The organism is Actinosynnema sp. NPDC002837 (assembly GCF_040295345.1).
Taxonomy (GTDB): Bacteria; Actinomycetota; Actinomycetes; order Mycobacteriales; family Pseudonocardiaceae; genus Actinosynnema.
This window is the reverse complement of record NZ_JBEOVG010000127.1, coordinates 1-22,074: the sequence shown is the minus strand read 5'-3', so window position 1 is coordinate 22,074 and position 22,074 is coordinate 1. Positions and strand designations below refer to the sequence as shown.

24 protein-coding genes are annotated in these 22,074 nt (G+C 72.8%); 9 read left to right on the top strand and 15 right to left on the bottom strand.

Annotated elements, in window-relative coordinates:
• Positions 1-56: 56 nt before the first annotated feature.
• Positions 57-599 (bottom strand): RICIN domain-containing protein, encoded by a 543-nt coding sequence (locus ABTZ99_RS41790; protein WP_498779472.1) that lies wholly within the window; start codon positions 597-599, stop codon positions 57-59.
• A gap of 309 nt (positions 600-908) precedes the next feature.
• On the opposite strand from ABTZ99_RS41790, the gene ABTZ99_RS41785 reads away from it, so the two are divergent.
• On the top strand, positions 909-2,402 hold the full coding sequence (locus ABTZ99_RS41785; protein ID WP_498779474.1) for a methionine--tRNA ligase: 1,494 nt from the start codon (positions 909-911) through the stop codon (positions 2,400-2,402).
• A 45-nt stretch (positions 2,403-2,447) separates the two neighbouring features.
• Here ABTZ99_RS41785 and ABTZ99_RS41780 read toward each other — a convergent pair whose 3' ends face one another.
• Complete coding sequence (locus tag ABTZ99_RS41780) at positions 2,448-3,950, bottom strand: chitinase (RefSeq protein ID WP_499618584.1); 1,503 nt, start codon at positions 3,948-3,950, stop codon at positions 2,448-2,450.
• 140 nt (positions 3,951-4,090) lie between these two features.
• On the opposite strand from ABTZ99_RS41780, the gene ABTZ99_RS41775 reads away from it, so the two are divergent.
• The gene (locus ABTZ99_RS41775) at positions 4,091-4,279 is read left to right on the top strand and encodes a DUF3072 domain-containing protein (protein ID WP_498779476.1); all 189 of its coding nucleotides are present in this window, start codon (positions 4,091-4,093) and stop codon (positions 4,277-4,279) included.
• A 70-nt stretch (positions 4,280-4,349) separates the two neighbouring features.
• On the opposite strand, the gene ABTZ99_RS41770 is transcribed toward ABTZ99_RS41775, so the two are convergent.
• A complete protein-coding gene (locus tag ABTZ99_RS41770) occupies positions 4,350-4,532 on the bottom strand; it encodes a hypothetical protein (RefSeq protein ID WP_498779477.1) in 183 nt (60 codons plus the stop codon).
• A 167-nt stretch (positions 4,533-4,699) separates the two neighbouring features.
• Here ABTZ99_RS41770 and ABTZ99_RS41765 point away from each other — a divergent pair, with 167 nt between their 5' ends.
• From ABTZ99_RS41765 to ABTZ99_RS41750, 4 genes are read left to right on the top strand one after another with little or no spacing between them, the layout of a single operon-like run.
• Complete coding sequence (locus tag ABTZ99_RS41765; protein ID WP_499618582.1) at positions 4,700-7,162, top strand: ABC transporter permease; 2,463 nt, start codon at positions 4,700-4,702, stop codon at positions 7,160-7,162.
• On the top strand, positions 7,155-7,820 hold the full coding sequence (locus ABTZ99_RS41760; protein WP_498779480.1) for an ABC transporter ATP-binding protein: 666 nt from the start codon (positions 7,155-7,157) through the stop codon (positions 7,818-7,820). The genes ABTZ99_RS41765 and ABTZ99_RS41760 overlap by 8 nt, the downstream gene beginning before the upstream one ends.
• Entirely contained in the window at positions 7,817-8,461 is a 645-nt protein-coding gene (locus tag ABTZ99_RS41755; RefSeq protein WP_498779482.1) for an ABC transporter ATP-binding protein, read from the top strand. The genes ABTZ99_RS41760 and ABTZ99_RS41755 overlap by 4 nt, the downstream gene beginning before the upstream one ends.
• Before the next feature lie 6 nt (positions 8,462-8,467).
• A complete protein-coding gene (locus ABTZ99_RS41750) occupies positions 8,468-9,511 on the top strand; it encodes a GDSL-type esterase/lipase family protein (RefSeq protein WP_498779483.1) in 1,044 nt (347 codons plus the stop codon).
• Between the two features lie 13 nt (positions 9,512-9,524).
• On the opposite strand, the gene ABTZ99_RS41745 is transcribed toward ABTZ99_RS41750, so the two are convergent.
• Together ABTZ99_RS41745 and ABTZ99_RS41740 are read right to left on the bottom strand one after the other, a co-directional pair.
• Complete coding sequence (locus ABTZ99_RS41745; protein WP_498779485.1) at positions 9,525-10,145, bottom strand: histone deacetylase; 621 nt, start codon at positions 10,143-10,145, stop codon at positions 9,525-9,527.
• A gap of 17 nt (positions 10,146-10,162) precedes the next feature.
• Positions 10,163-10,753 carry an ArsR/SmtB family transcription factor gene (locus ABTZ99_RS41740; protein WP_498779486.1) on the bottom strand — a complete coding sequence of 197 codons (591 nt, stop codon included), beginning with the start codon at positions 10,751-10,753 and terminating at the stop codon, positions 10,163-10,165.
• A gap of 75 nt (positions 10,754-10,828) precedes the next feature.
• Here ABTZ99_RS41740 and ABTZ99_RS41735 point away from each other — a divergent pair, with 75 nt between their 5' ends.
• The gene (locus tag ABTZ99_RS41735) at positions 10,829-12,037 is read left to right on the top strand and encodes an MFS transporter (RefSeq protein ID WP_499618580.1); all 1,209 of its coding nucleotides are present in this window, start codon (positions 10,829-10,831) and stop codon (positions 12,035-12,037) included.
• Positions 12,038-12,041: 4 nt separating this feature from the next.
• Here ABTZ99_RS41735 and ABTZ99_RS41730 read toward each other — a convergent pair whose 3' ends face one another.
• The 6 genes from ABTZ99_RS41730 to ABTZ99_RS41705 are packed head-to-tail and all read right to left on the bottom strand — an operon-like array spanning position 12,042 to position 16,997.
• Positions 12,042-12,293 carry a hypothetical protein gene (locus tag ABTZ99_RS41730; protein ID WP_498779489.1) on the bottom strand — a complete coding sequence of 84 codons (252 nt, stop codon included), beginning with the start codon at positions 12,291-12,293 and terminating at the stop codon, positions 12,042-12,044.
• 7 nt (positions 12,294-12,300) lie between these two features.
• Positions 12,301-12,879 (bottom strand): GNAT family N-acetyltransferase, encoded by a 579-nt coding sequence (locus ABTZ99_RS41725; protein WP_499618578.1) that lies wholly within the window; start codon positions 12,877-12,879, stop codon positions 12,301-12,303.
• Positions 12,880-12,889: 10 nt separating this feature from the next.
• Positions 12,890-13,666: a class I SAM-dependent methyltransferase gene (locus ABTZ99_RS41720; RefSeq protein WP_499618576.1), complete on the bottom strand. Its 777-nt coding sequence runs from the start codon at positions 13,664-13,666 to the stop codon at positions 12,890-12,892.
• A gap of 10 nt (positions 13,667-13,676) precedes the next feature.
• On the bottom strand, positions 13,677-14,912 hold the full coding sequence (locus ABTZ99_RS41715) for a dihydrolipoamide acetyltransferase family protein (RefSeq protein WP_498779494.1): 1,236 nt from the start codon (positions 14,910-14,912) through the stop codon (positions 13,677-13,679).
• Positions 14,905-15,927 carry an alpha-ketoacid dehydrogenase subunit beta gene (locus ABTZ99_RS41710; protein WP_498779495.1) on the bottom strand — a complete coding sequence of 341 codons (1,023 nt, stop codon included), beginning with the start codon at positions 15,925-15,927 and terminating at the stop codon, positions 14,905-14,907. Before ABTZ99_RS41710 ends, ABTZ99_RS41715 begins: the two co-directional genes overlap by 8 nt.
• Complete coding sequence (locus ABTZ99_RS41705; RefSeq protein WP_499618573.1) at positions 15,924-16,997, bottom strand: thiamine pyrophosphate-dependent dehydrogenase E1 component subunit alpha; 1,074 nt, start codon at positions 16,995-16,997, stop codon at positions 15,924-15,926. Before ABTZ99_RS41705 ends, ABTZ99_RS41710 begins: the two co-directional genes overlap by 4 nt.
• A 131-nt stretch (positions 16,998-17,128) precedes the next feature.
• Between ABTZ99_RS41705 and ABTZ99_RS41700 the strand changes: the two genes are divergently transcribed.
• Positions 17,129-17,611, top strand: a complete 483-nt coding sequence (locus ABTZ99_RS41700) for an Lrp/AsnC family transcriptional regulator (RefSeq protein ID WP_498779499.1) — start codon at positions 17,129-17,131, stop codon at positions 17,609-17,611.
• Here ABTZ99_RS41700 and ABTZ99_RS41695 read toward each other — a convergent pair.
• The 4 genes from ABTZ99_RS41695 to ABTZ99_RS41680 all read right to left on the bottom strand — a co-directional run bounded on the left by ABTZ99_RS41695 (position 17,593) and on the right by ABTZ99_RS41680 (position 21,102).
• Positions 17,593-18,291, bottom strand: a complete 699-nt coding sequence (locus ABTZ99_RS41695) for a CAP domain-containing protein (RefSeq protein ID WP_499618571.1) — start codon at positions 18,289-18,291, stop codon at positions 17,593-17,595. The genes ABTZ99_RS41700 and ABTZ99_RS41695 overlap by 19 nt on opposite strands.
• 243 nt (positions 18,292-18,534) lie before the next feature.
• Entirely contained in the window at positions 18,535-19,815 is a 1,281-nt protein-coding gene (locus tag ABTZ99_RS41690) for a HAMP domain-containing sensor histidine kinase (protein WP_499618569.1), read from the bottom strand.
• Positions 19,812-20,492, bottom strand: a complete 681-nt coding sequence (locus tag ABTZ99_RS41685) for a response regulator transcription factor (protein WP_499618567.1) — start codon at positions 20,490-20,492, stop codon at positions 19,812-19,814. The genes ABTZ99_RS41690 and ABTZ99_RS41685 overlap by 4 nt, the downstream gene beginning before the upstream one ends.
• A gap of 49 nt (positions 20,493-20,541) precedes the next feature.
• Entirely contained in the window at positions 20,542-21,102 is a 561-nt protein-coding gene (locus ABTZ99_RS41680; RefSeq protein WP_498779507.1) for a TetR/AcrR family transcriptional regulator, read from the bottom strand.
• Between the two features lie 135 nt (positions 21,103-21,237).
• On the opposite strand from ABTZ99_RS41680, the gene ABTZ99_RS41675 reads away from it, so the two are divergent.
• Positions 21,238-22,020 (top strand): SGNH/GDSL hydrolase family protein, encoded by a 783-nt coding sequence (locus tag ABTZ99_RS41675; RefSeq protein WP_498779508.1) that lies wholly within the window; start codon positions 21,238-21,240, stop codon positions 22,018-22,020.
• The last annotated feature ends 54 nt before the right edge of the window (positions 22,021-22,074 follow it).

The following is a 22,074-nucleotide window of genomic DNA, read 5'->3' as shown; positions in this document are numbered from 1 at the left end:
GCCTGCCCGGGACACCGGGCAGGCCGCGTCGGTCACGGGACGGGGACGGTCGCGGGTCAGGCGGGCACCGGCACGAGCCGCCAGTGCTGCTTCGCGCCGCCCCAGCAGTCCCAGACCATCGTCCGCGCGTGGACGTGGTCGCCGCCGCCCTCGATGTCCAGGCACCGCTGGGTCAGCTGGTTCCTGATCTCGACGTAGCCACCGCCGACGTCCACGAACCGCCAGTGCTGCTTGGCCCCGCCCCAGCAGGCCCACTGCATCCCGACACCGCCCTGGTCCATTCCCGACCCGGCGATGTCGAGGCACCGCTGGCTGTTGAGCGGGTGGAGTTCGTAGTAGCCGTTGCCGACGTAGAACAGCCGCCACTTCTGGTTGGCGCCGCCCCAGCAGTCGGCGACCTCGACGGGCACACCGTCGCCGTTGCCCGCGGCCAGCACGTCCACGCACCTCTGGTTGAGCTGAGATCTGATCTCGAAGTACTGGTCGTCGGCGGCCATCACCGACCGGTCGGGCGCGGCGTTCGCCGATGCCGGGCTCACGCCCCACGACACCGCCAGCGCGAGCACGACGATGCCGAAGCGACGCAGGAATTTCACCATTTCCCTTCACCACTTTCCTGAGGGGATTTCTCCGTGATGAATCGTGGCCGTCGCGGTCGCCGTTCGACCAGCGCCCAATCCGACCCACGCGCGCATGGGTGAGTTCACCCATCGCCGCTACGGCCAAGGGCGGACGAAAACCAGGCGCGGCACGGGTCATCACGCTGCTAACGTCGCCGCCATGTCCTCGTCGTGCCCGGTCATGGCGCCCCGCCACGCGGGGCGGCCGACGCTGCACGGATGACGAGTCCGAGGCCCCCGTCCCAGGGGGTCTCCGCCGGCCGCGAACCCCCGCACCAGGAGGTTCCGATGTCGCGCTACTACGTGACCACCGCCATCCCGTACGTCAACTCGCGTCCGCACCTGGGTTTCGCGCTGGAGATCGTGCAGGCCGACGTGCTGGCCCGGCACCACCGCCTGCGCGGCGACCGGGTGCGGTTCCTGACCGGCACCGACGACAACTCGCTGAAGAACGTGCTGGCCGCGCAGGCGGAAGGCGTGCCGACCGGCGAGCTGGTCGACCGGAACTCGGCGGCGTTCGCGGCGTTGCGCGACCCGTTGGCGTTGTCGTTCACCGACTTCATCCGCACCAGCCGGGACGCCAGGCACCGCGCCGGCGTCGAACGGCTGTGGCGGGCGTGCGCGCACGACCTCTACCGACACCACTACGAGGGCCTGTACTGCGTGGGCTGCGAGCAGTTCTACACCTCCGCCGAACTGGTGGCAGGCAAGTGCCCGGAGCACGAGGTCGAGCCGCAGCCGGTGGCCGAGGAGAACTGGTTCTTCCGGCTCTCCCGCCACGCCGACCGGCTCCGCGACCTGATCGTCGACGGCACGGTCCGGATCGAGCCCGCCGTGCGCCGCAACGAGGTGCTGGCGTTCATCGCCGCCGGCCTGCGCGACTTCTCGGTCTCCCGCTCACGCGCCCGCGCGCACGGGTGGGGCATCACCGTGCCGGGCGATCCCGACCAGGTCGTCTACGTGTGGTGGGACGCCCTGGGCAACTACATCACCAGCCTGGGTTACGGCGCGGACGGCTCGAACTACCGCCGCTGGTGGGTGGAGGGCGACCGGCGCGTGCACGTGATCGGCAAGGGCGTGGTCCGCTTCCACGCCGTGTACTGGCTGGCCATGCTGCTGTCGGCGGGCGAGCCGCTGCCGACCGACATCCTGGTGCACGACTACCTCACCACCGACGGCCGCAAGATCAGCAAGTCGGCGGGCGCGGTGGTCGACCCGGTGGCGTTGGCGGACCGGTACGGCTCGGACGCGGTGCGGTGGTGGCTGCTGCGCGACGTGCCCCGCGTCGGCGACGCGGACTTCACCGAGGCGCGCCTGGTCGCCCGCGCGAACGAGGACCTGGCCAACGGTCTCGGCAACCTGGTCAACCGCGTCACGGTCATGGTCCACCGCTACCGCGAGGGCCGACCGCCCGCGGCCGCACCGGACCCGGCCGCCGAGCCGTTGGCGGCGGCGTGCCGGGACGCGCCGGACCTCGTGCACGCCGCCGTGTCCGACTTCGACTTCAGGCGGGCGACGGCGGCGGTGTGGCGGATCGTGGAAGAGGCCAACCGGTACGTCGAACGGGTGCGACCGTGGGACCTGGCCCGTGCCGAGCGCGGCGGTGACGCCGAGGCGGGCGGGCGCCTGGACGCGGCCATCACGGCGCTGCTGGCCGCGTGCCGCGTCCTGGCCCGCGAGCTCACCCCGTTCGTGCCGACGTTGGCGACGCGGATCTCCGAGCAGTGCGTCACGCTCACGGACCGGCTCCCCCAGCCGCAGCCGTTGTTCCCCCGGTTGTGACCCGGCCGGCTGCCTGCCCACGGCGGCCGGCCGGGCCCGAACCGGTCAACGGGGCAGGTAGGCGCGGTGCGCGCGGGAGAACTCGAAACCGTTGTGGCGGTCCCAGTTGACCGACCACGTCATCAGGCCGCGCAGGTCCGGGTAGCCGGCCTTGGGCCGGTAGGCGCCGCAGTTCGCGCCCTTCATCAGGCAGTCCAACGACTTGTGCACCTCGGCGACGGAGGTGAAGCCGTTGCCCGCGTTGACGCTCGCGGGCAGGCCGATGGCCACCTGGTCCTGCCGCAGGCCCGGGAACACCCTCGTCGCGTCACCGCGCACGGGGAACCCGGCCAGCACCATGTCCGCCATGGCGACGTGGAAGTCGCTGCCGCCCATGAAGTGGTACTGGTTGTCCAGGCCCATGATCGGGCCGGAGTTGTAGTGCTGGACGTGCAGCAGGGTCAGGTCGTCGCGCAGCGCGTGGATCACCGGCAGGTACGCGCCCGCGCGCGGGTCCGCGCCGCCGCTGCCGCCGTAGTGCTGGTAGCCAACCTGGACGAAGAAGGTCTCCGGGGCCATGGTGAGCACGAACTTCGCGCCGTAGCGGGCCTTCAGCGCCTTCAACGCCTGGATGAGGTTGACGATCACCGGCGTGGTGGGCGCGCGGAAGTCGGTGTCGCCCGCGTTGAGCGACAGCGAGTGGCCCTCGAAGTCGACGTCCAGGCCGTCCAGGCCGTACTTGTCGATGATCGCCGAGGCGGAGCGGACGAACGCGTCGCGCGCGGCCGTGGTGGACAGCTGCACCTGGCCGTTCGCGCCGCCGATGGAGATCAGCACCTTCTTGCCCTTGGCCTGCTTGTCCCGGATGCCCGCGATGAACTCGGCCTCGGACTCGACGCCTCCGCACTCGGTGACGGGGCACTGGGCGAAGCGGAGGTCGCCGGAGGTGGCGGAGGTGGGTTCGGCGAAGGACAGGTTGATGATGTCCCAGTCGTCGGAGACGTCCTTCATCCGGACGTAGCCGGAACCGTTGGCGAAGCTCGCGTGCAGGTAGCCGACCAGGACTCGCTTGGGCAGGCCGGTGACCGGCGGTGTGGTGGTGGTAGTCGTCGTCGGCCCGGTCGTCGTGGTCGTAGTAGTGGTGGTCGTGGTGGTTGTCGTGGTGGTCGGTGAACCGGCGCACGACACGCCGTTGATCTTGCAGTTGGCCGGGCTCGCGGTGCCCGAGGCGTTGAAGCCGAACGTCACCGCGGCGCCGGGCGCGATGCCGCCGTTGTACTCGCGGTGGGTGAACGCGTAGTGCCCGGCCGAGTTGGTCTGCAACGCGTCCCAGTAGGCGCCGACGGTGGTGCCGGCGGGCAGGTCGAACTCGACCTTCCACCCGGAGACGGCCGAGCCGGTCTCGTTCTTGATCGAGAACTGCGCGGTGTAGCCGGTCTCCCAGCTCGACGTCCTGGCGAACGTCGCGGTGACCGACGCGGCGTAGGCGGGCGCGAAGCTGACCGCCGCCGCTCCCACCATCAACGCCGTCACCGCCGCCACCCTGGCGAACAGGACCCTGCGCGACATGCGTCTCCTCCCAGCGGTGACGGCCTCCAGGTGGAAGAATTGGACTAGACCACATGCGGGGTGTCAAGAGTGGACCGGAGGTGGTTGACCGAACGGCGCAGCGGGTACCTCGAACGAGCGTTCGAGGTGAGGAGGCGCGCGTGGACCGCAATCCGGAGAAGGACCCCCAGGAGTGGACGACCGGTGACGAGCCGATGACCGGTCCGCAGGAGTCCTACCTGCGCACGTTGGCGCAGGAGGCGGGCGAGGAGGTGCCGGCGGAGCTGACCAAGGTGGAGGCTTCGCGGTTGATCGACCGGTTGCAGGAGAAGACGGGTCGCGGGCGCTGACGCGGGCGCGGCCATCCGCGTCCGATCGACGCGGATGGCCGCGCTCGTGCGGCGGGACGGGCCGGTGCGGTCAGTTGTCGCCGTCCTGGTCGCCGTTCTCCTGCTCGCCGTCCTGCTCGTCCTGCTGCTCGACGCCCGGCTGGTCGCCGTTCTCGCCGTCGCCTTCGTTCTCGCACCCGGCGCCCATGCTCAGGAGCAGGGCCGCGCCGCTGACCAGCACCGCGAGTGACTTCTTCAGCGCTTTCCGTGTCATGCGGTCCCGGTACCCCGAACGGGCCCGCGCCAACCGGAGCAAGCTCCGTGTCCGGTTTCGGGCGGCGCAACCGGACAACAGGACACGTTGTCCGGACGTTGTCCGGAGGATGACCATCGTTCACGAAAAGTCTCCTGCGCGAAGAGACCGGCGGTTACCGTTCGCGGGTGCAGATCCCGTGGCGAGCCGCCCCGCGCGCGGCCCTGTCGAGCCCGCTGACGTTGCTGGTCAGCGTGGTCACCGCGCTGTTGTCGACCTTCGTGGTGGCCGCCGCCGTGATGCACTCGGCGGCGTCCGGCAGCGCGGCGATCGACTACCAGCGGAACCGCCTGTGCCAGGAGGCGCTGCACCCGTCGCTGGAGGCCACCGGAGTGCGCCAGGACGAGGTGCCCGGGATGGTCCAGGCGATCAAGGAGTCGATGCCGGGCCACGAGCCGTTGATCGGCACCTACCTCCGCGAGGAGCGCGTCGACTTCGGCGGGCGACCCACCGACGCGAAGTTCGGCTACCGCCCGGGCGCCACGGACCACCTGAAGGTGCTCGAAGGCGGCTCGAAGGACGGCCTGTGGGTGCCGAAGAGCATCGCCGAGACCACCGACCTGCGACTGGGCGAGCGCGGCATGGGCGGGCGGCTGCCACCGGTCACCGCGGTCTACGCCGACATCCTCGACCCGCTGCCCGAGTGGTGGTGCCCGGAACGCCACTTCGTCGTGCCCAACGTGCTCGACCGCGACGAGCTGGCGACCGCCGTGGTGTGGATGCCGAGCGCCGAGTCGTTCGCCGCGCTGCCGCCGGAGCTGAACGGCGTGACCGACGTGACCGTGCGCTTCCCGGCCGCCCCGCCGGGCACGATCGCCGAGGCCGAGGAACTGCTGGCCGCGGGCACCGCGCGCGTCGCGCCGATCCAGGAGCACTTCAACCGCACGATGTCGCCGCTGGTCCTGCCGGTGGAGAACGCCAGGCAGACCGTGGCCAACGTGCGTTCCGCCGTGTTGCCGCTGACCCTGATCAGCCTGCTCATCGGCCTGGCCGGCGTCGCCACGGTGACCGTCCAGTGGGCGCAGCGCCGCCAGGCCGAACTGCGGCTGCTGTGGGTGCGCGGCTCCGGGCCGCTCGCCCTCGGCGGGCGCGGCGTGCTGGAGCTGGGGCTGCCGCTGGTGGTCGGCGGCGTGCTCGGGTTGGGCACGGCCCGGTTGCTGCTGCCCGTCTACGCGCCGTCGGACCTGCTGCCGCCGGGCACCGTGACGACCGCGGCGCTGGCGGTGGTCGCGGTGGTGGCGTCGAGCATCGCGGTCACGTTCGCCACCGGCGCGCTGCGCACGCACCGGGCGTTCCAGGTGGCGGGTCGCGGCAACCGGCTGCGCAAGGTGCTGACCGCGTTGCCGTGGGAGCTGGCCACCGCCGCACTGGCGGTGTGGGCGTGGAACCGCGTGCAGCACAGCGGTCTCGCCACCACGACGAAGATCGGCGCGCTGCCGCGCATCGACGCCGCCGCGCTGGCGTTCCCGCTGCTGGTCGTGCTCACGGTGGCGCTGCTGACGGCCCGGTTGGCGAAGTGGGCGATGGCCGCGTCGCACCGGGCGAAGCTGTGGTCCAAGCCCGCGGCGCAGTTGGCTATCCGGCGGCTCGCGGCCGGTGCGGGCCCGGTGACCGGCGTGCTGCTGATCGGTGTGCTGGCGGTCGGCACCATCGCGGCCGGCAGCGCCATCGCGGGGTCGCAGGAGACCGCGCTGGAGGTGAAGTCCGGCATGTACGCGGGCGCCAACAGCTACGCCCAGGTCTCGGCGGACGTCACCGAGCTGCCGGAGGCGTTGCGCGGCAACTCCACCATCGTGGGGTACGTCAAGCAGTACGAGCGCGCGGCGCTGGTGGTGGACCCGAGGACGTTCCGCGACGGCGCGTTCCCGTCCGGGATCGACCCGGCGCTGCTGTCCGAGCCGCTCCGGGTGGGCGACGCGCCGCGCGGCGAGGTCCGGTTGCCGGGGCTGCCGCCGTTCGAGCCGGAGGCGTGGGTGCCGTCGTTGCCGAAGCTCGGCCGGGCCGGCTGGGTCCTGCCGGTCGACCGGATCGAGGACCGCCGTGACGTCGGCTCCTGGTACGTGTGGTCGAGCAAGCCGTTGCGCGAGGTGACCGAGGCGCTGTCGGCGGCCGGCGTGAAGGTGTCGCACGAGGTCGGCGAGAAGGAGAAGGCGGTGCAGGGCCTGCCGTTCCTGACGATCAAGTGGACGTTCGGGTTCGTCGCGGCGCTGGGCGCGGTGCTCGCCGTGGTGGCGTCGATCGCGCTGCTGCTGGCGGTGGAGGTGCGGCGGCGGCAGAACGCGCTGTCCGGGGCGTTCAGCGCCCGGATGGGCCTCGGGCCGGCCGCGATGCTGCGCAGCCACCTGCTGGAACTGGGCGCCGTCGCCGCCGCCGCGGTGGTCGTCGGCTCCGCCGCGAGCGCGGTGAGCAGCGCCTTCACCGTGCCGAGGCTGGACCCCGCGCCACGGCTCACCCCGGCCCCGGAAGTGCCGAACGCCCTGCCGCTGCTGGTGACGACGGTGGCCGGGGGCGTGCTGGTGGTGCTGGTGGCGGCGTGGATCGCGGTGCGCGCGGTGCGTTCGGCGAAGATCGGGGAGCTGATCCGTGGTTGAGCACGTGTTGCGGTTGCGCGAGGTGGGGGTGGATTACCGCACGCCCGCCGGGGCGGTGACGGCGGTGTCGGACGTGACGCTGGACGTGCCCGCGACCGGGTTGACGGTGCTGGCCGGGCCGTCCGGGTCGGGCAAGTCGACGTTGCTGCGGGTGCTGAGCCTGGTGGAGCGGCCCACGCGCGGCGGGGTGGAGTTGCGCGGGATGGGCACGGCGCGGTTGTCGTCCGCGGCGCGGCGGAAGCTGCGGCGGACCGAGGTCGCGCTGGTGTTCCAGAACCCGGCGGACAACCTGCTCGGTCACCTGGACGTGGGCGACAACCTGCGGGCGGCGGCGCAGGCGGCGGGCCGGGTCGCGCGGGTGGACGAGGTGCTGGAGCGGTTGGGGCTGCCGGGCACGGCCGGGTGGAAGGTGTCGGCGATGTCGGGCGGGCAGCAGCAGCGGCTGGCGTTCGGGTGCGCGTTGGCGCGGCAGGCGTCGGTCGTGCTGGCCGACGAGCCGACGTCGCAGCTGGACGCGTCGTCGGCGGACCTGGTGCTGGAGACGTTGGCCGACCTGGCGCGGCGGGGCGTGCCGGTCGTGGTGGCCTCGCACGACCCGAGGCTGATCGCGTTGGCGGACACCAGGTTCGACCTGCGGGACGGAGCGTTGGCGGCATGACGGCGTTGCTGGTGAAGGGGATCGAGCGGACGTTCCGGCACGCGAGCGGGCCGGTGCACGTGCTGCGCGGGGTGGACCTGGAGGTGGCGCCGGGCGAGCTGGTGACGCTGTCCGGGCCGTCCGGGTCGGGCAAGAGCGCGTTGCTGACCGTGCTGGCGGGGTTCGACCGGGCGGACGCGGGCACGGTCGAGCTGGCCGGCGAGGTGCGGACGTCGGCGCCGTCGTGGAAGGTGTGCGCGTTGCTGCCGCAGGCGCTCGGGCTGGCCGGTGAGCTGACGCTGGCGGAGAACGTGGCGCTGCCGATCCGGCTCGGCCGCACCGGCGGCTCACTCGACCGGGTGACGGAGTTGCTGGCGGAGCTGGGCATCGACGGGTTGGCCGACCGGTACCCGGCCGAGGTGTCGTTCGGGCAGCAGCAGCGGGCCGCGCTGGCCCGGGCGGTGGTCGGCGAGCCGCGGGTGCTGCTGGCCGACGAGCCGACCGCGCACCTCGACCAGCGCAGCGCGCCGACGGCGGTGCGGGTTCTGCGGCGGGCGGCCGACGCGGGCGCGGCGGTGCTGGTCGCCACGCACCACGACGAGGTGCACCGCGCGGCGGACCGCACGCTGGTGCTCAGCGGCGGGCGGATCTCCGTAGGATAGGCACCGATGTCGCGCCGAATCGTGTCCGTTGCCCTCGTCTTCCCGCTGCTCGCCCTGTTGCTGCTGGTCAGCGACTCGCGGTACCCGACGCGGCCGGGGCCGAAGCGCGACGCGCCGCGCGCGATCGTGGCGATGGGCGACAGCACCATGGCCGGCGAGGGCGCGGGGTCCTACGAGCCGGGCACGAACGGCGAGAACGACAACTGGTGCCACCGGTCGACGAAGGCGTCGGTGCACAAGACGCAGGTCGCCGGCGTGGACAAGGTGTTCAACCTGGCGTGTTCCGGCGCGAACTCCGAGCAGGTCGGCATCACCGACCAGGTGCGCAACACCGAGGGCTCGCAGGCGAGGCAGCTGGCCGCGATCGCGCGCGAGTACCGGGTGTCGGTGGTCGTGGTGGCGGTGGGCGCGAACGACGACCCGCGGTTCGCCGACGTGCTCGGCGCGTGCCTGCGGGCGTGGATCGAACGGCGTGCCGACTGCGCGAAGGCCATGGCCGACGAGTGGAAGGCCCGGGTCGAGCGGATGACGCCGAAGGTGGAGCGCGCGCTGCGCGACATCCGCCGGGTGTTGCAGGACTTGGGCTACACGCCCCGTTCGTACACGCTCGTGTTGCAGTCCTACGCCGCGCCGGTCGCGCCGGGGTTGCCGTTCGACCTGCAGAACCTGGCGGGGTGCCCGTTGCGCACGGGTGACCTGGAGTGGGTGCGGGACAAGGCCGTCGAGCAGCTGTCGGAGGGTTTGCGGACGGCGGCCAAGGCGGCGCAGGCGCGGTTCCTCGACCTGTCGCAGGCGGGTGAGCGGCACGAGGCGTGCATGGGCGGCAAGAAGGCCGACCAGGAGTGGTTCACCCGGCTCACGGTGGACTTCGACGGCCTGCGGGACGAGGCACGGGCGCGGCACGCGTTGCAGGAGTCGTTCCACCCCAACGACCGGGGCTACGAGCAGTTCGGCCGGTGCATGACGGAGTTCCTGGCCACGACGGCGCGGGAGGCGTCGTGCGTGCCCGGTGACGACGGGAACCTCGACGCGGTGGTGGCGCAGGACTGATCGGCGCCCGTCGTCAGGGTCGCGGCGGACCGACCAGCGCCGCGATCTCGGCCGCGGACCAGAACGGGGTGCGACCGGCGAGGTAGTCGGCGATCCGCCGGGCGGTCCAGCCGTGGGTCTCGGCGAGGCCGGCCGCGAGCATGGTCAGGTAGGGGGCGGAGGGCTTGGTGTGCTCGACGTCGGCCGCGCTCCACGGTGCGGTGAACGTCAGCGCCGGGTGGCCGTCGTGCTCGCCGAGGTGGAGCAGGGTCTCGTAGCGGCCGGGCCCGAGCACGTGCCTGCCGTCGGCCATCACGGCGGTCAGGTCGAGGTCCGCGCCGGGGTCGCGGTACATCTCCTGCGCGGCGACATCGGCGAACTGCGCGGTGGTGACGAGGTAGCCGCGGGCGGCGGCGGAGCCGGGCAGCGTCGGGTCGTAGAACGCCCGGCCGCCCAGCCAGACGGGCGACCGGGTGGCGAAGTAGATCCCGCCGGGCACCTCCAACGCCCTGGTGTCCAGCGGCGGGCTGGTGTCCCGGCACCCCGGGTACCCGCGCGTCGCGCCGACCGGCGTCCCACCGGCGAGGTAGCACCTGAACCTCTCGGCGTGCAGGTTCGACCCGTAGCCGACGTACCAGACCAACCGGCGCGACATGGTGTCGATGATGCCCCTCAGGGCCCGTCCGGCGCGTAGTAGGCGGTGAACAGGCGGACCTCGACGCCGTCCTCGTGGTACCCGGTGTCGTGGAGGTCCCGGACGAGCGCGGCGAGCCGGTCGCGGAACTCGGCGGCCTTCGCGGCGGGGATCGACTCGCGGACGGCGATGACGATCGGTTCGACGTGGGTCGTCGTCACGCGTCCGGCGCGGGCGGCGTCCAGGTACTCGTCGCGGTAGTCGTCGAAGGCCGCGGTGATCGTCGCGGCGGCGTCCTCGGTGTCGCGGTGGCGGCCGAAGAAGTCGGCGTCGAGCACGAGCGAGGACTGGCAGGCGCGGTAGCGGTGCTCCACGATGCCGGCGACGAGCCTCGTCTCGGCGGTCTCGATCAGGCCGCGCGCTTCGAGTTGCCTGATGTGCCGGTAGAGCCTGGTCGGCTGCTCCCCCAGCTCGCCGGCCAGCTCCTTGACGGACCTGACCCTGCCCTCGTCGCGCATGAGGACGCGGAGGATCGCCAGGCGGAGCGGATCGCCGAGTGCCTTGAACGTCTCCACGTCGGAGACCTTCCGGACGGCGACCCGGCCGCGCTCGTCGGGGTCCGTGGTCACCGGACCATCTTTTCACACCGACGCAACCATTCACGCTATGGTGAGCATTCACGTTGACGTGAATGGAGTGGGCGTATGACGCGGGGGACGACACCGCTGTGGCGGAACCGCCGGTTCCGGCTGCTCTGGTCGGGGTCGGCGGTCAGCGTGCTGGGGCTCGAAGTGGCGGACATCGGCTACCCGTTGGCGATCCTGGCGCTCACCGGGTCACCCGCGCAGGCGGGCTTGTTCGGCGCCGTGCAGGCGGTCGCCACGCTGCTGGCAGGGCTGCCCGCCGGCGCGGTGCTGGACCGGGGTGACCGGCGGCGCGTGCTGCTGGTCACCGAGGGCGCCCGGGCGGTGGTGACGACGGGGGTGGCCGTGGCCCTCACGACCGGCCACCTGCCGTTGGGCGGCCTGTTCCTGGTGGCGGTCGTGCTCGGCGCGATGCAGCCGTTCGGGGGTGCGGCCCGGATGCTGCTGATCCGCGTGGTCGTGCCGCCGGATCAGCTCACCGACGCCCTCACGCAGGACGAGGTCCGGTCGGGGTCGACGCAACTCGTCGGCCCACCGCTGGGCGGGTTCCTGCACGGCCTGGGTCACGCGCTGCCGTTCGTGTTCACCGCGCTGTCGTTCGTGCTGTCGTGGCTGTGCGCGTTGGTGCTGCGCGTGCCGGAGGTGGAGCCGGAAGCCCGCGCACCGCGGCGGGACGCGCGCTTCCTGGCGGGTGTCAAGGGCATCTGGCACGTGCCGACGTTGCGGGCGGCGACGCTGCTCGTGGTCGCGGTCAACACGACGGGTGCGCCGATCGCGCTGATCGCCGTCGTCGTGCTGCGCGAGCAGGCGGTGGCCGCCTGGGCGATCGGGCTGGTCATGTCCGGCATGGCGGCGGGCGTGCTGGCGGGCGCCGCCCTGGTCGGGCCGTTGCACCGGCGCTTCCAGCCGGGCGCGCTGCTGCTGGGCGTGGCGCTGGCGGAGGTGCCGCTGTTCGCCGGGCTCGCCCTGCCGCTGGGGCCGTGGTGGGTGGCGGCGATCCTGTTCTGCGCCACGCTCGGCGCGCCGACCTTGCGCGTGCTGGTCGACGTGCTGATCTTCCGGCAGGTCCCCGACGAGCGGCGTGGGCGGACGATCGCCGCGGTGATGACGTTGTTCGGCGCGGGGGTGCCCGCCGGCATGGCGGCGGGCGGGCTGCTGCTGCAGCACTTCGGCACGGCGACCGCGGTGCTCGTGCCGGCGGTCGCGCTCGCGGCGCCCGCCGTGCACGCCCTGTGCCGGCCGGAGATCCGTCGCGCCCGGTGGCCCTAGAGGTTCACAGGCAGAGGCGGCACGGGCGGGCGGTCGGGTGTTCGGCTTCCAGTTCCGCGCGGTCGCCGACGAGTTTCACGTAGCTGCCCACCCAGGTGGTGCCGCGGGCCGGGGTGCCGTTGATCGTGCGGCAGGAGGCGCGGTGCAGGACGAGGTTGTCCGGGTTCAGGTTGCGCTCGGCGTTGACGACGTACTGGTCCTGGTTGTCCGCCAGCCAGTGCTCGTAGGCGCCGCTGTCCTCCATGAACCTCTGCATCCGGACATCATGCGCCGCCCGTCCGCCACCGGCTGTCCGCCATCCGGTGCCACTCGTCCTCCAGGATCGCGTAGACGAACTCCTCGCCCCATGCGCCCTTGAAGATCTCGTTGTGCCGGAAGTGGGCTTCCCGGCGCATGCCGAGCCGTTCCATCACGCGCCACGACGGCTCGTTGAACGCGTCGCACGACGCGCTGATCCGGTGCAGGCCGAGGTGGGTGAAGCCGAGGTCCAGCACGGCGGCGGCTTCGGTGGCGTAGCCCTGGCCGTGGTGGTCGGGGTGGAAGATGTAGCCGACCTCGCCCTGCCGGTGCGCCTCGCTGAGCCACTTGAGCACGGCTTCGCCGATCACCTCGCCGTCGCGCTCCACGGCCAGCGCGAGGTGGTCGCCCTCCTTCTCCGGCCACGTCACCGACGCCTTCAAGGCCAGGCTCTCGGCCGTCTCCTCCGGGGTGCGCGCTTCGCCGTAGAGGTAGCGGACGACGTCCGGGCGGGACTGCCACGAGTGCAGCGCGGCGTGGTCGTCGGGGGTGAAGGGCCGCAAGGTCAGGCGCCGGGTCCGGATGGGGTAGTCGGGCTTGGTCACGTCGGCCAATCTACGAAATCCCGGCCACGCCGTCGTCCGGGTTTCCGCGCCGGAGCACCAGGTGGAAGAAGCGGGCGAGGAGCGGGTAGGGCATGCGGTCGGCCAGGGCCAGTTCCAGCCGTTCGAGGTCGGCGAAGAACGCCGGGTCGTGCTTGCGGTCGTTGTCGGAGACGTAGTCGTTGACCGCGCGGATGCCGTAGTGGCCGACGAGCGCCCAGTCCGGCAGCCAGTCCCGCACCTGGTCGGCCGTGTAGAGGGTCAACGAGGTGTCGAACGTCTGCGTGTGCGCCTGGTCGGTGTCCAACGCGGCCAGCGCGGCGACCGGGTCGAGGTGCTGGGTGGCGTGCCGCAGCGGCTCGGCGTGGCGGTTCAGCGCGATGACCGACAGCAGCCCGCCCGGCGCGACGAGCCCGACGGTCGCGCGCAGGGCCGCCGCCGGGTCCGGCAGGTACTGGATCACGTTGTGCGCCAGCACCACGTCGTGCTCGACCCGCACGTCCTCGGGCAGCTCGGCGAGATCGGCCCGGACCAGCCGGACCGGCAGGTCGGCCAGGTCGAACGCCCGTCCCGCCTCGGCGAGCATCTCGGCGGACCGGTCGACCACGGTCACGCGGTGGCCGAGCCGGGCCAGCCGCAGCGCGTCCGCGCCGTCCCCGCCGGCCAGGTCGAGCACCGACGCCGGCGCGGGCGGCAGGTGGCGGGCGAGGTTGGCCTCCGCCTGCGTGTAGCGCAGCCGTCCCCACGGTGCTCGCCGCCACTCCCGCCACTGCCGCGTCGCGTCGGTCACGCCGCCCAGGCTAGAGGTCGGCCAGGGCGGTGATCGGGGACTCCACGCAGTCCGCCACGAACCGCAGGAACCCGCCCGCCGTGCCGCCGTCGCACACCCGGTGGTCGAACGCGAGCGTCAGCTGGGCGACCTTGCGCACGGCGAGCTGCCCGTCCACCGCCCACGGCCGGTCGATGATGCGGCCGATGCCGAGGATCGCGGCCTCCGGGTGGTTGATGATGGCGGCCGAGCCGTCGACGCCGAACACGCCGTAGTTGTTGACGGTGAACGTGCCGCCGGTCATCGCGGCCGGCGTGAGCTTGCCTTCGCGGGCCGACGCCGTGTGCGCGGCGATGGCGGACGCGAGCTCCGCGGTGGTCAGGGACTGGGCGTCCCGCACCACCGGCACGACCAGGCCGCGGTCGGTCTGGGCGGCGAAGCCGAGGTGCACCTGGTCCAGGACGACGATCTCGTCGCCCTCGACCCGGGAGTTCAGCTCGGGGAACTTCTTCAGTCCCAGCACGGTGAACCGCGCGAGCAGCGCGAGCAACGACACCGTCGGCAGCGCGGCGCGTGCGGCGAGGAAGTCGGTGGCGTCGACGTCCACCCACACGGTCGCCTCGGGGATCTCCCGGCGTGAGGTGGCCAGCTTCTCCGCGACCGCGCCGCGCAGGCCGCGCAACGGGATGCGACGGCCACCGGTGGGTGCGGGGTCGGGCGTGGCGCGGGCGGCGAGCTCGCGTTCCACGTCCGCCCGCCGGATGACGCCGCCCGGTCCGGTGCCGGCGATCCGGTCGAGCGCCAGGCCGTTGTCCCGCGCGAGCTGCCGCACGAGCGGGGAGATCACGGCGGGTGCGGCGGCGGTGCGTGCAGCGGGGATCGTCGCCCGTTCGGGTGTCCCGAGCGGTGAACTCGGGTGCGCCGGAGGGAGGACACCCGTGTTCTGCGCGTTGGACCCGCGAGGGCGGCGTCGGCGGCGCGGGGTTTCGGAGGTGCCGTAGCCGATCAGGACGTTGCCGCTGCCCGACCGCTCCGGCTCGCCCACGGTGAGCAGCACCGAGCCGACGGCCAGCTTCTCCCCCGGCTCGCCGAACCGCGCGCTCACCACGCCCTCGTACGGGCACGGCACCTCGACCACGGCCTTCGCCGTCTCCACCTCCACCACGGGCTGGTCGATCGACACCTGGTCGCCGACCGACACCAGCCAGGTGACGATCTCGCCCTCGGTCAGCCCCTCGCCCAGGTCGGGCAGCCGGAAGTCAGGCACCGTAGCTCCCCACGACCTCGTCGTCCCACTGCAGCCGGGCGATCGCGTCCAGGATCCGGTCGACGCCCGGCAGGTGGTGCTCCTCCAGCTTCGGCGGCGGGTAGGGGATGTCGAACCCGGTCACCCGCAGCACGGGCGCGTGCAGGTGGTGGAAGCACCGCTCGGTCACCCGCGCCACGACCTCCGCGCCGTAGCCGCCGAACCCGGACGCCTCGTGCACGACCACCGCGCGCCCGGTCTTCACCACCGAAGCGCACACCGTCTCGTCGTCGAACGGCGCCAACGACCGCAGGTCCACGACCTCGACGTCCCAGCCCTCCTCCGCCGCCGCCTCGGCCGTCTCCAACGCCGTCGCCACCATCGGCCCGTACGCGATCAACGTGACGTCACGCCCGGTCCGCCGCACCAACGCCCGGTCGAACCCGATCGAGCCGGACGGCGACGACAGCGCGCCCTTGGCCCAGTACCGCCGCTTCGGCTCCAGGAAGATCACCGGATCCGGCGAGTCGATCGAGTCGCGCAGCAGGCGGTAGGCGTCGTCGGGCGTGCCCGGCGTGACGACCCGCAACCCGGGCGTGTGCGTGTAGTAGGCCTCCGACGAGTCGCAGTGGTGCTCGACCCCGCCGATGCCGCCGCCGTACGGCACCCGGATCACCACGGGCAACGACACCCGGCCGCGCGTGCGGTTGCGCAGCTTGGCCAGGTGGCTGGTGATCTGCTCGAACGCCGGGTACGCGAACGCGTCGAACTGCATCTCCACCACGGGCCGCAGCCCGTTCATCGCCATGCCGATCGCGGTGCCGACGATGCCGGACTCGGCCAGCGGCGTGTCGAAGACCCGTTGCTCGCCGAACCGCGCGGCCAGCCCGTCGGTCACCCGGAACACGCCGCCGAGCGCGCCGACGTCCTCGCCGAACACCAGCACGGTCGGGTCGGCGGCCAGCGCGTCGGCCAGCGCCCGGTTCAGCGCGCCGGCCATCGAGACCTGGGACTCCTGTGCGACGACCGCGGTCATGCCAGTTCCTCCCGCAGCGCCGCGGCCTGCTCGCGCAGGTGGCGGGGCGTGGTCGCGTAGACGTGCTCGAACAGGTCCTCCGGCGAGGGCACGACGTCGACGTTCAGCTTCGCCCGCACGGACGCCGCGAACTCCTCCGCCTCGGCCGCCACCGCCGCGCGCCGCGCGTGGTCCAGCAGCCCCCGTGAGGTCAGGTACGCCTCCAGCCGGTCCACCGGGTCGCGGTCCAGCCACGCCGCGACCTCGTCGGACGTGCGGTAGCGGGTGGCGTCGTCGGCGTTGGTGTGCGCTTCGATCCGGTAGGTCAGGGCCTCGATCAGCGTGGGCCCGCCCGACTCCACCGCCTCGCGCACGACCGCGTGGACAGCGGCCACGTCGTTGCCGTCCACCAGCACGGACGGCACGCCGTACCCGACGCCCTTGTGCGCCAACGACGGCGCGGCGTTCTGCTTGGCCATGGGCACGCTGATCGCGTAGCCGTTGTTCTGCACCAGGAACACCACCGGGGCCCGCCACACGCCGGCGAAGTTCAGCGCCTCGTGCGTGTCGCCCTCGGACGTGGCGCCGTCACCGAGCATGACCAGCGCGGCGGTGTCCTCGCCCTTGAGCCGGGCCGCGTGCGCGAAGCCCACCGCGTGCAGCGTGTTGGTCGCCAGCGGGGTGCACTGGGGGCCGACGCGGTGCTCGTAGGGGTCGTAGCCGAGGTGCCAACCGCCTTGCAGCAGGGTCAGCGTCTCGGCGGGGTCGACGCCGCGGGTGACCAGGGCGACGGAGTCGCGGTAGGTCGGGAACAGCCAGTCGTCGGGGCGCAGCGCGAGCACCGCGCCGACCTCGCACGCCTCCTGGCCGCGTGACGACGGGTAGACCGCGAGCCTGCCCTGCTTGGTCAGGGCGGTGGCCTGGGTGTCGAAGCGGCGGCCGACGACCATCCGGCGGTGCAGTTCGAGCAGCACGTCGTCGTCGGGCATGGACAGCGGCGAGTCGTCCACCGGCGTGCCGTCCTTGCGCAGCAACGACAGCGGCTCGTCACTGGGCAGCAACGTCCGCTCGGGCGCGCTGGTGCGGGCCATGGGCTCCTCCGGGTCTCTCACTGTCTCACTGGGCGAGATGGAGGGCATGGTCCAGCTCACAGGGGCCAAAGTTCCAGATCCCGGCCCCGAATCCGGACGAACGGCCGCGCGGACGGGTTATCGTCGGCCACATGACGGCCCGGGCTGGACATTCGGCACCGCTCGACGAGCTCGACCGGCGCATCGTGGAGGAGCTGCGCGCGGACGGGCGGATGTCGATGCGGTCCTTGGCGGAGAAGCTGCACATCTCACGGGCGAGCGCGTACTCGCGGGTGGAGAGGCTGCACCGGGACGGCGTCGTCACCGGGTACACGGCGGTGGTCGACCCGGAGCGCTACGGCTTCGGCATCTCCGCCTACGTCTACCTCAAGATCAGCCAGCACTCGTGGAAGGCGGTGCGGCGGCGGGTGATGGAGATCCCCGAGGTGTGGCACGGCGCGCTGGTGTCCGGCGACTACGACCTGGTGCTGCTGGTGCGCGCGCCGGACGCGCACAGCCTGCGCGACCTGGTGCTGTCGCGGTTGCAGACGATGCCGGACGTGACGTCCAGCCACACCGTGCTGATCCTGGACGAGCTGCCCGCCGGCGGCGACGGTCACCAGCCGAAGTTCTGAGTCCAGTAGATGCCGTAGGAACCGCCGCGGGCCATGCCGACGCCCAACGTCTTGAGCTTGCAGTTCAGGATGTTGGCGCGGTGGCCCGGCGAGTCCATCCACCCCTTGATCACGGCCTCGGCGGTGCGCTGGCCCGCGGCGATGTTCTCCGCGCCGGGCGCGGGGTGGCCGGCGGCCTTGACCCGGTCGACGAAGCTGCGGCCGTCCTGGGAGACGTGGTCGAAGTAGTCCTGGGCGGCCATGTCGGCGCTGTGCGCGCGGGCGGCGATGGCCAGCCGGTCGTCGGCGGCCAGCGCGGGGCAGCCGTTCGCGGCGCGTTCGGCGTTGGTGAGCTCGAACGCCTTGGCCTCGGCCAGCTCGACCTCGGTCTTGGTCTTGGTGGGCGCGGCGGGCGCGGGCGGCGGGGCCGGGACCTGGGCCTGCTTCGGCGGCTCGGCGGTGGTCGTGGTCGTCGTGGTGGTGGCCGGCGGCGCCTCCGACGTCGTGGCGGCGGACGAGGACGGCGTGGTCTCCGGCGCGGTGGTCGCGGTGGTCGGCACGGCGTTCGGCTGCGGCGTGGTGCGGACCGTGGCGGTGGCGCTCGCCGCGACGAGGGCCATCCCGTCGGGGTGCTCGCACCCGGCCAGGGCAAACCCGGCGAGGACGACGGCGACGGGCAGCACACTGCTCTTGCGCGACACGCGGAAAACCTCAATCTGCATTCGGCGGTATTCGGGCGCGGCGACCGCGGGTGCGCTTCTTCGCAGGGTAAGCGCACGCGGCCGCCGCACCGAAGTGGGAACCGGGCGGACCGGGCAAGGGTGGGAGCGCCGCGGCCGACCTCAATTCCGTGAATAACTTTATCCGGGAATGCGGAACTGTCAACAGCCGTTTATTTAAGGAACATTTAAAGGTCGCATCAGGTGCGGAAAAGGGACCGCGGGTCAGACTGGCTCTTCCGCGCGGCCCAGCCGGAGCTGGACCCGCGTGCCGCCGAGCGGCCCGCGGTCGACCACCAGGGAGCCGCCGGTGGCCTCCGCCGCCCGGCGGGCGATGTCGAGGCCGAGGCCGGTCGAGCCCGCGCCGCTGCTGCCGCGCCGCAGCGCCGCTTCCAGGTCGTCGATGCCCGGCCCGGCGTCCTCGATCACGATGACCACGCGTTCTGGCTGGTGGAACAGCGCGACGACGAACCCGGCGCCCTCCGGCGTGTGCCGGAAGACGTTGCCGAGCACGGCGTCCATCGCGGCGGCGAGGTCGCTGCGGGTGAGCGGCACGAACGCGGGGCGCTCGGTGCCGCGCAGGTTCCACAGCCGCTGCTGGTCGTCGGCGAGGGCGGACCAGAAGACCAGGCGGTCGTGCACGACCTGGGCGGCGTCGCACCGGCCGCCGTCCGGGTCGTCCAGCTCGCGGCGGGCGGCCCGGATGAGTTCGTTGACCTCGCGTTCGAGCGCGTGCACGGCCTGCCGGACGCGGTTGGCGCCGGGGTCCTGGCCGAGGGTTTCCGAATCGAGCCGCAACGCGGTGAGCGGTGTGCGCAAACGGTGCGAGAGGTCGGCCAGGATTTCGCGTTCACCGGCCACCAGTTGGCCGATCCGATCGGCCATCCGGTTGAACGCCGCGCCCGCGTCGAGCAATTCCGGCGGACCACTCGGCGTGACCCTCGTGGCGAGATCACCCTGGCCCATTTTGCGCGCGCCCTCGGCGAGGGCGGCGGAGGCCTTGACGACCCGCGCGCCGAGGCGGTCGGCGACCAGCACCGAGCCGAGCACGAGGACGACGGCGACGCCGCTGAGCGCGAGCCAGGCCTGCTCGACGCCCCGGGACAGCTCGGCGCGCGGCACGAACGCCTCGACCACGGCCACCCGGCCCTCCCCCAGCAGCACGGGTTGCAGGTGCACGAGACCGGCCGGTATCGGCTCGGTGGACGCCAGGCCCTGCTCCCGGGCGGTGCGGATCTGCTGGTCGGTCGCCACGGGCACGCCGACGACCTCGCCGTCGGCCAGGTGCACGGCCACCCGGCCGGCACTGGCGGTGAGGGCCTGGCCGACGGACGCCGGGTCGGAGGTGATCACCAGGACGGGGGTGAGCGCGCCGGCGAGGCGTTCGGCGTCGACGAGCGCGCGGTCCTCGGCGAGCTGGCGCACCACCAGGGCGAGTGGGATCAGGAACGCGAGCGCCACCATCGAGGTGACGGCCAGCGAGACGAGGGCGAGCGACTTCCTCACTCGGCCGCCGTGAGCTTGAACCCGACACCGCGCACGGTGTGCAGGTAGCGGGGTTGGGCGGCGCGTTCGCCGAGCTTGCGGCGCAGCCACGACAGGTGCACGTCCAGCGTCTGGTCGTCGTGCCTGCCGGGCAGGTTCCACAGGTTCGCCAGCAGCTCGGCGCGCGGCACCACCTTGCCCTCGCGCGCGGCGAGGTAGGCGAGGAGGTCGAACTCCTTGCGGGTGAGGTTGAGCTCGCGGCCGTCCAGGCGGGCCTCGCGGCGGTCGGGGTCGACGGTGAGGCGGCCGATCCGGAACGCGGCGGGCGCGGCGTCCTTGCGCGCGCGGCGGAGCACCGCGGAGAGCCGGGCGGCGAGGTGCTCGCTGGAGAACGGCTTGACCAGGTAGTCGTCAGCGCCGGCGTTGAGCAGGCGGACGATCTCGCTCTCGTCGTCGCGGGCGGTGGCGACGATGACCGGCACGTCGCACACGCCGCGCATCATCCGCAGCGCGTCCGCGCCGTCCATGTCGGGCAGGCCGAGGTCGAGCACGACCAGGTCGAACGCGCCGCCGGTGATCTCGCGCAACGCCTCCAACGCGGTGCCGACGGGCAGCACCGCGTGCCCGAGCCCGGTCAGCGCCCGGGTCACCGCCGACCGCACCACCGGGTCGTCCTCGACGAGCAGCACCGAGACCATGGCGCGCACCGTAACGCGATCGGGTGTCCTCCTCGCCGCTCCCCCGGCGCTACCCGCGCACCGACCCGGCCGTGCGCCCGGCTTCGGCGACGAACAGGCCGTCCAGCAGGACGGGGATCGCGCGGTGCGGGTCGGGCGTCCGGTCGACGGCCGCCTGGAGCATCGTCAGCACGACCACGACGTCGTCGAGCACGATGTCGTGGCGCAGGTGGCCCGCCGCCCGGGAGCGGTCGAACGGCCCGCGCAGCACGTCCAGCAGTCGGCGGACGTGGCCGCGCCGGTCGGGCTCGGGGAACCGGCGCAGTTCGTCGACCAGCGGGCGCATCGACACCTGGTAGGCCATCACCGCGTGGAGCAGCGCGCGGAAGGCGGCGGGGTCGTCGGCGTCGCGCTCGGCGGCGGCCACCAGCAGGCCGAAGTGCTTGCGCGCCACCGTGAGCAGCAGCGTGCGGCGGTCGGGGAAGTGCCGGTACACCGTCGCCTGGCCGAGGCCGGTGAGGCGGGCGATCCGCGCCGGTGACGGTGTCGTGCCGCCGACCACCAGCTCCTCGGCCGCGCGGAGGATCGACGCCCGGTTCCTCAGGGCGTCGCTGCGGCGCGGAACGGTCATGGCGGCACCCCGACGAAGCAGTCCAGGTTACTCGCAGGTAATGAGAATAACACCGACTGTGATCCCTCGGAACGCCTTCGTAACGTCGTCGCCCTGCCGCCTTCACGCAGGTGATGTCTCGAGGAAGGACTGGACGTGCGCGGACGTCTTCTCAGGGTCGTGTGCGCGGTGCTGCCCGCCGCCTTGGCCGCCATGCTCACCTCGACCGCGGCGCAGGCCGCCGCCCCGGTCGACTACGTCGCCCTCGGCGACTCGTACTCCTCCGGCACGGGCGCGCCGCCGTACCTCAGCGGTTCGTGCTACCGCAGTTCCCGCGGGTACGCCCAGCTGTGGGCGAACACGCACGAGGTGTCGTCGTTCAAGTACGCCGCCTGCGGCGGTGCGACCACGCAGAGCATGACCGACCAGTTCGCCTCGCTCGACGCGGGCACCGACCTGGTCTCGATCACCATCGGCGGCAACGACGTCGGGTTCGCCAACACCATGATCACCTGCGTCACGGGCAGCGACACCAGCTGCGTCAACGCGGTGAACGCCGGCATCGAGACCGCGCGCACCACGTTGCCCGGGCGGCTGGACGCCACGTACGCCACGATCCGCGACCGCGCGCCGAACGCCGCCGTGGTCGTGCTGGGCTACCCGCGCCTGGTGGAGCCGAACGGCACGTGCATGAGCGCGACCAAGCGTGCGGCCCTCAACCGGGGCGCCGACGACCTGCACACCGTGATCTCGGCCCGGGCCGCGGCCGCCGGCGTCCGCTACGTCGACGCCCGCGCCCACTTCGCGGGCCACGGCGCGTGCGGCAGCTCGCCGTGGATCAACTCGTTCTCCCTGTTCCGCCTGGTGGAGTCGTTCCACCCCAACGCCACCGGCTACGCCCAGGGCTACCTGCCCCTGCTGAACTCCGCCACCTCCTGACCCGCGCGTGGGCCACGCCCCGGGGCCCCGCGGGGGCGGGGGGGGGGGGGGGGG

Bases quoted from the DNA above. Each gene is read 5' to 3' on its own strand.
- ABTZ99_RS41705 (WP_499618573.1), bottom strand. From the start codon at position 16,997: ATGGCCCGCACCAGCGCGCCCGAGCGGACGTTGCTGCCCAGTGACGAG.
- ABTZ99_RS41745 (WP_498779485.1), bottom strand. From the start codon at position 10,145: ATGTCGCGCCGGTTGGTCTGGTACGTCGGCTACGGGTCGAACCTGCAC.
- ABTZ99_RS41750 (WP_498779483.1), top strand. From the start codon at position 8,468: ATGTCGCGCCGAATCGTGTCCGTTGCCCTCGTCTTCCCGCTGCTCGCC.
- ABTZ99_RS41770 (WP_498779477.1), bottom strand. From the start codon at position 4,532: ATGACACGGAAAGCGCTGAAGAAGTCACTCGCGGTGCTGGTCAGCGGC.
- ABTZ99_RS41685 (WP_499618567.1), bottom strand. From the start codon at position 20,492: ATGGTCTCGGTGCTGCTCGTCGAGGACGACCCGGTGGTGCGGTCGGCG.
- ABTZ99_RS41735 (WP_499618580.1), top strand. From the start codon at position 10,829: ATGACGCGGGGGACGACACCGCTGTGGCGGAACCGCCGGTTCCGGCTG.
- ABTZ99_RS41680 (WP_498779507.1), bottom strand. From the start codon at position 21,102: ATGACCGTTCCGCGCCGCAGCGACGCCCTGAGGAACCGGGCGTCGATC.
- ABTZ99_RS41755 (WP_498779482.1), top strand. From the start codon at position 7,817: ATGACGGCGTTGCTGGTGAAGGGGATCGAGCGGACGTTCCGGCACGCG.
- ABTZ99_RS41780 (WP_499618584.1), bottom strand. From the start codon at position 3,950: ATGTCGCGCAGGGTCCTGTTCGCCAGGGTGGCGGCGGTGACGGCGTTG.
- ABTZ99_RS41730 (WP_498779489.1), bottom strand. From the start codon at position 12,293: ATGCAGAGGTTCATGGAGGACAGCGGCGCCTACGAGCACTGGCTGGCG.
- ABTZ99_RS41785 (WP_498779474.1), top strand. From the start codon at position 909: ATGTCGCGCTACTACGTGACCACCGCCATCCCGTACGTCAACTCGCGT.
- ABTZ99_RS41710 (WP_498779495.1), bottom strand. From the start codon at position 15,927: ATGACCGCGGTCGTCGCACAGGAGTCCCAGGTCTCGATGGCCGGCGCG.
- ABTZ99_RS41700 (WP_498779499.1), top strand. From the start codon at position 17,129: ATGACGGCCCGGGCTGGACATTCGGCACCGCTCGACGAGCTCGACCGG.
- ABTZ99_RS41790 (WP_498779472.1), bottom strand. From the start codon at position 599: ATGGTGAAATTCCTGCGTCGCTTCGGCATCGTCGTGCTCGCGCTGGCG.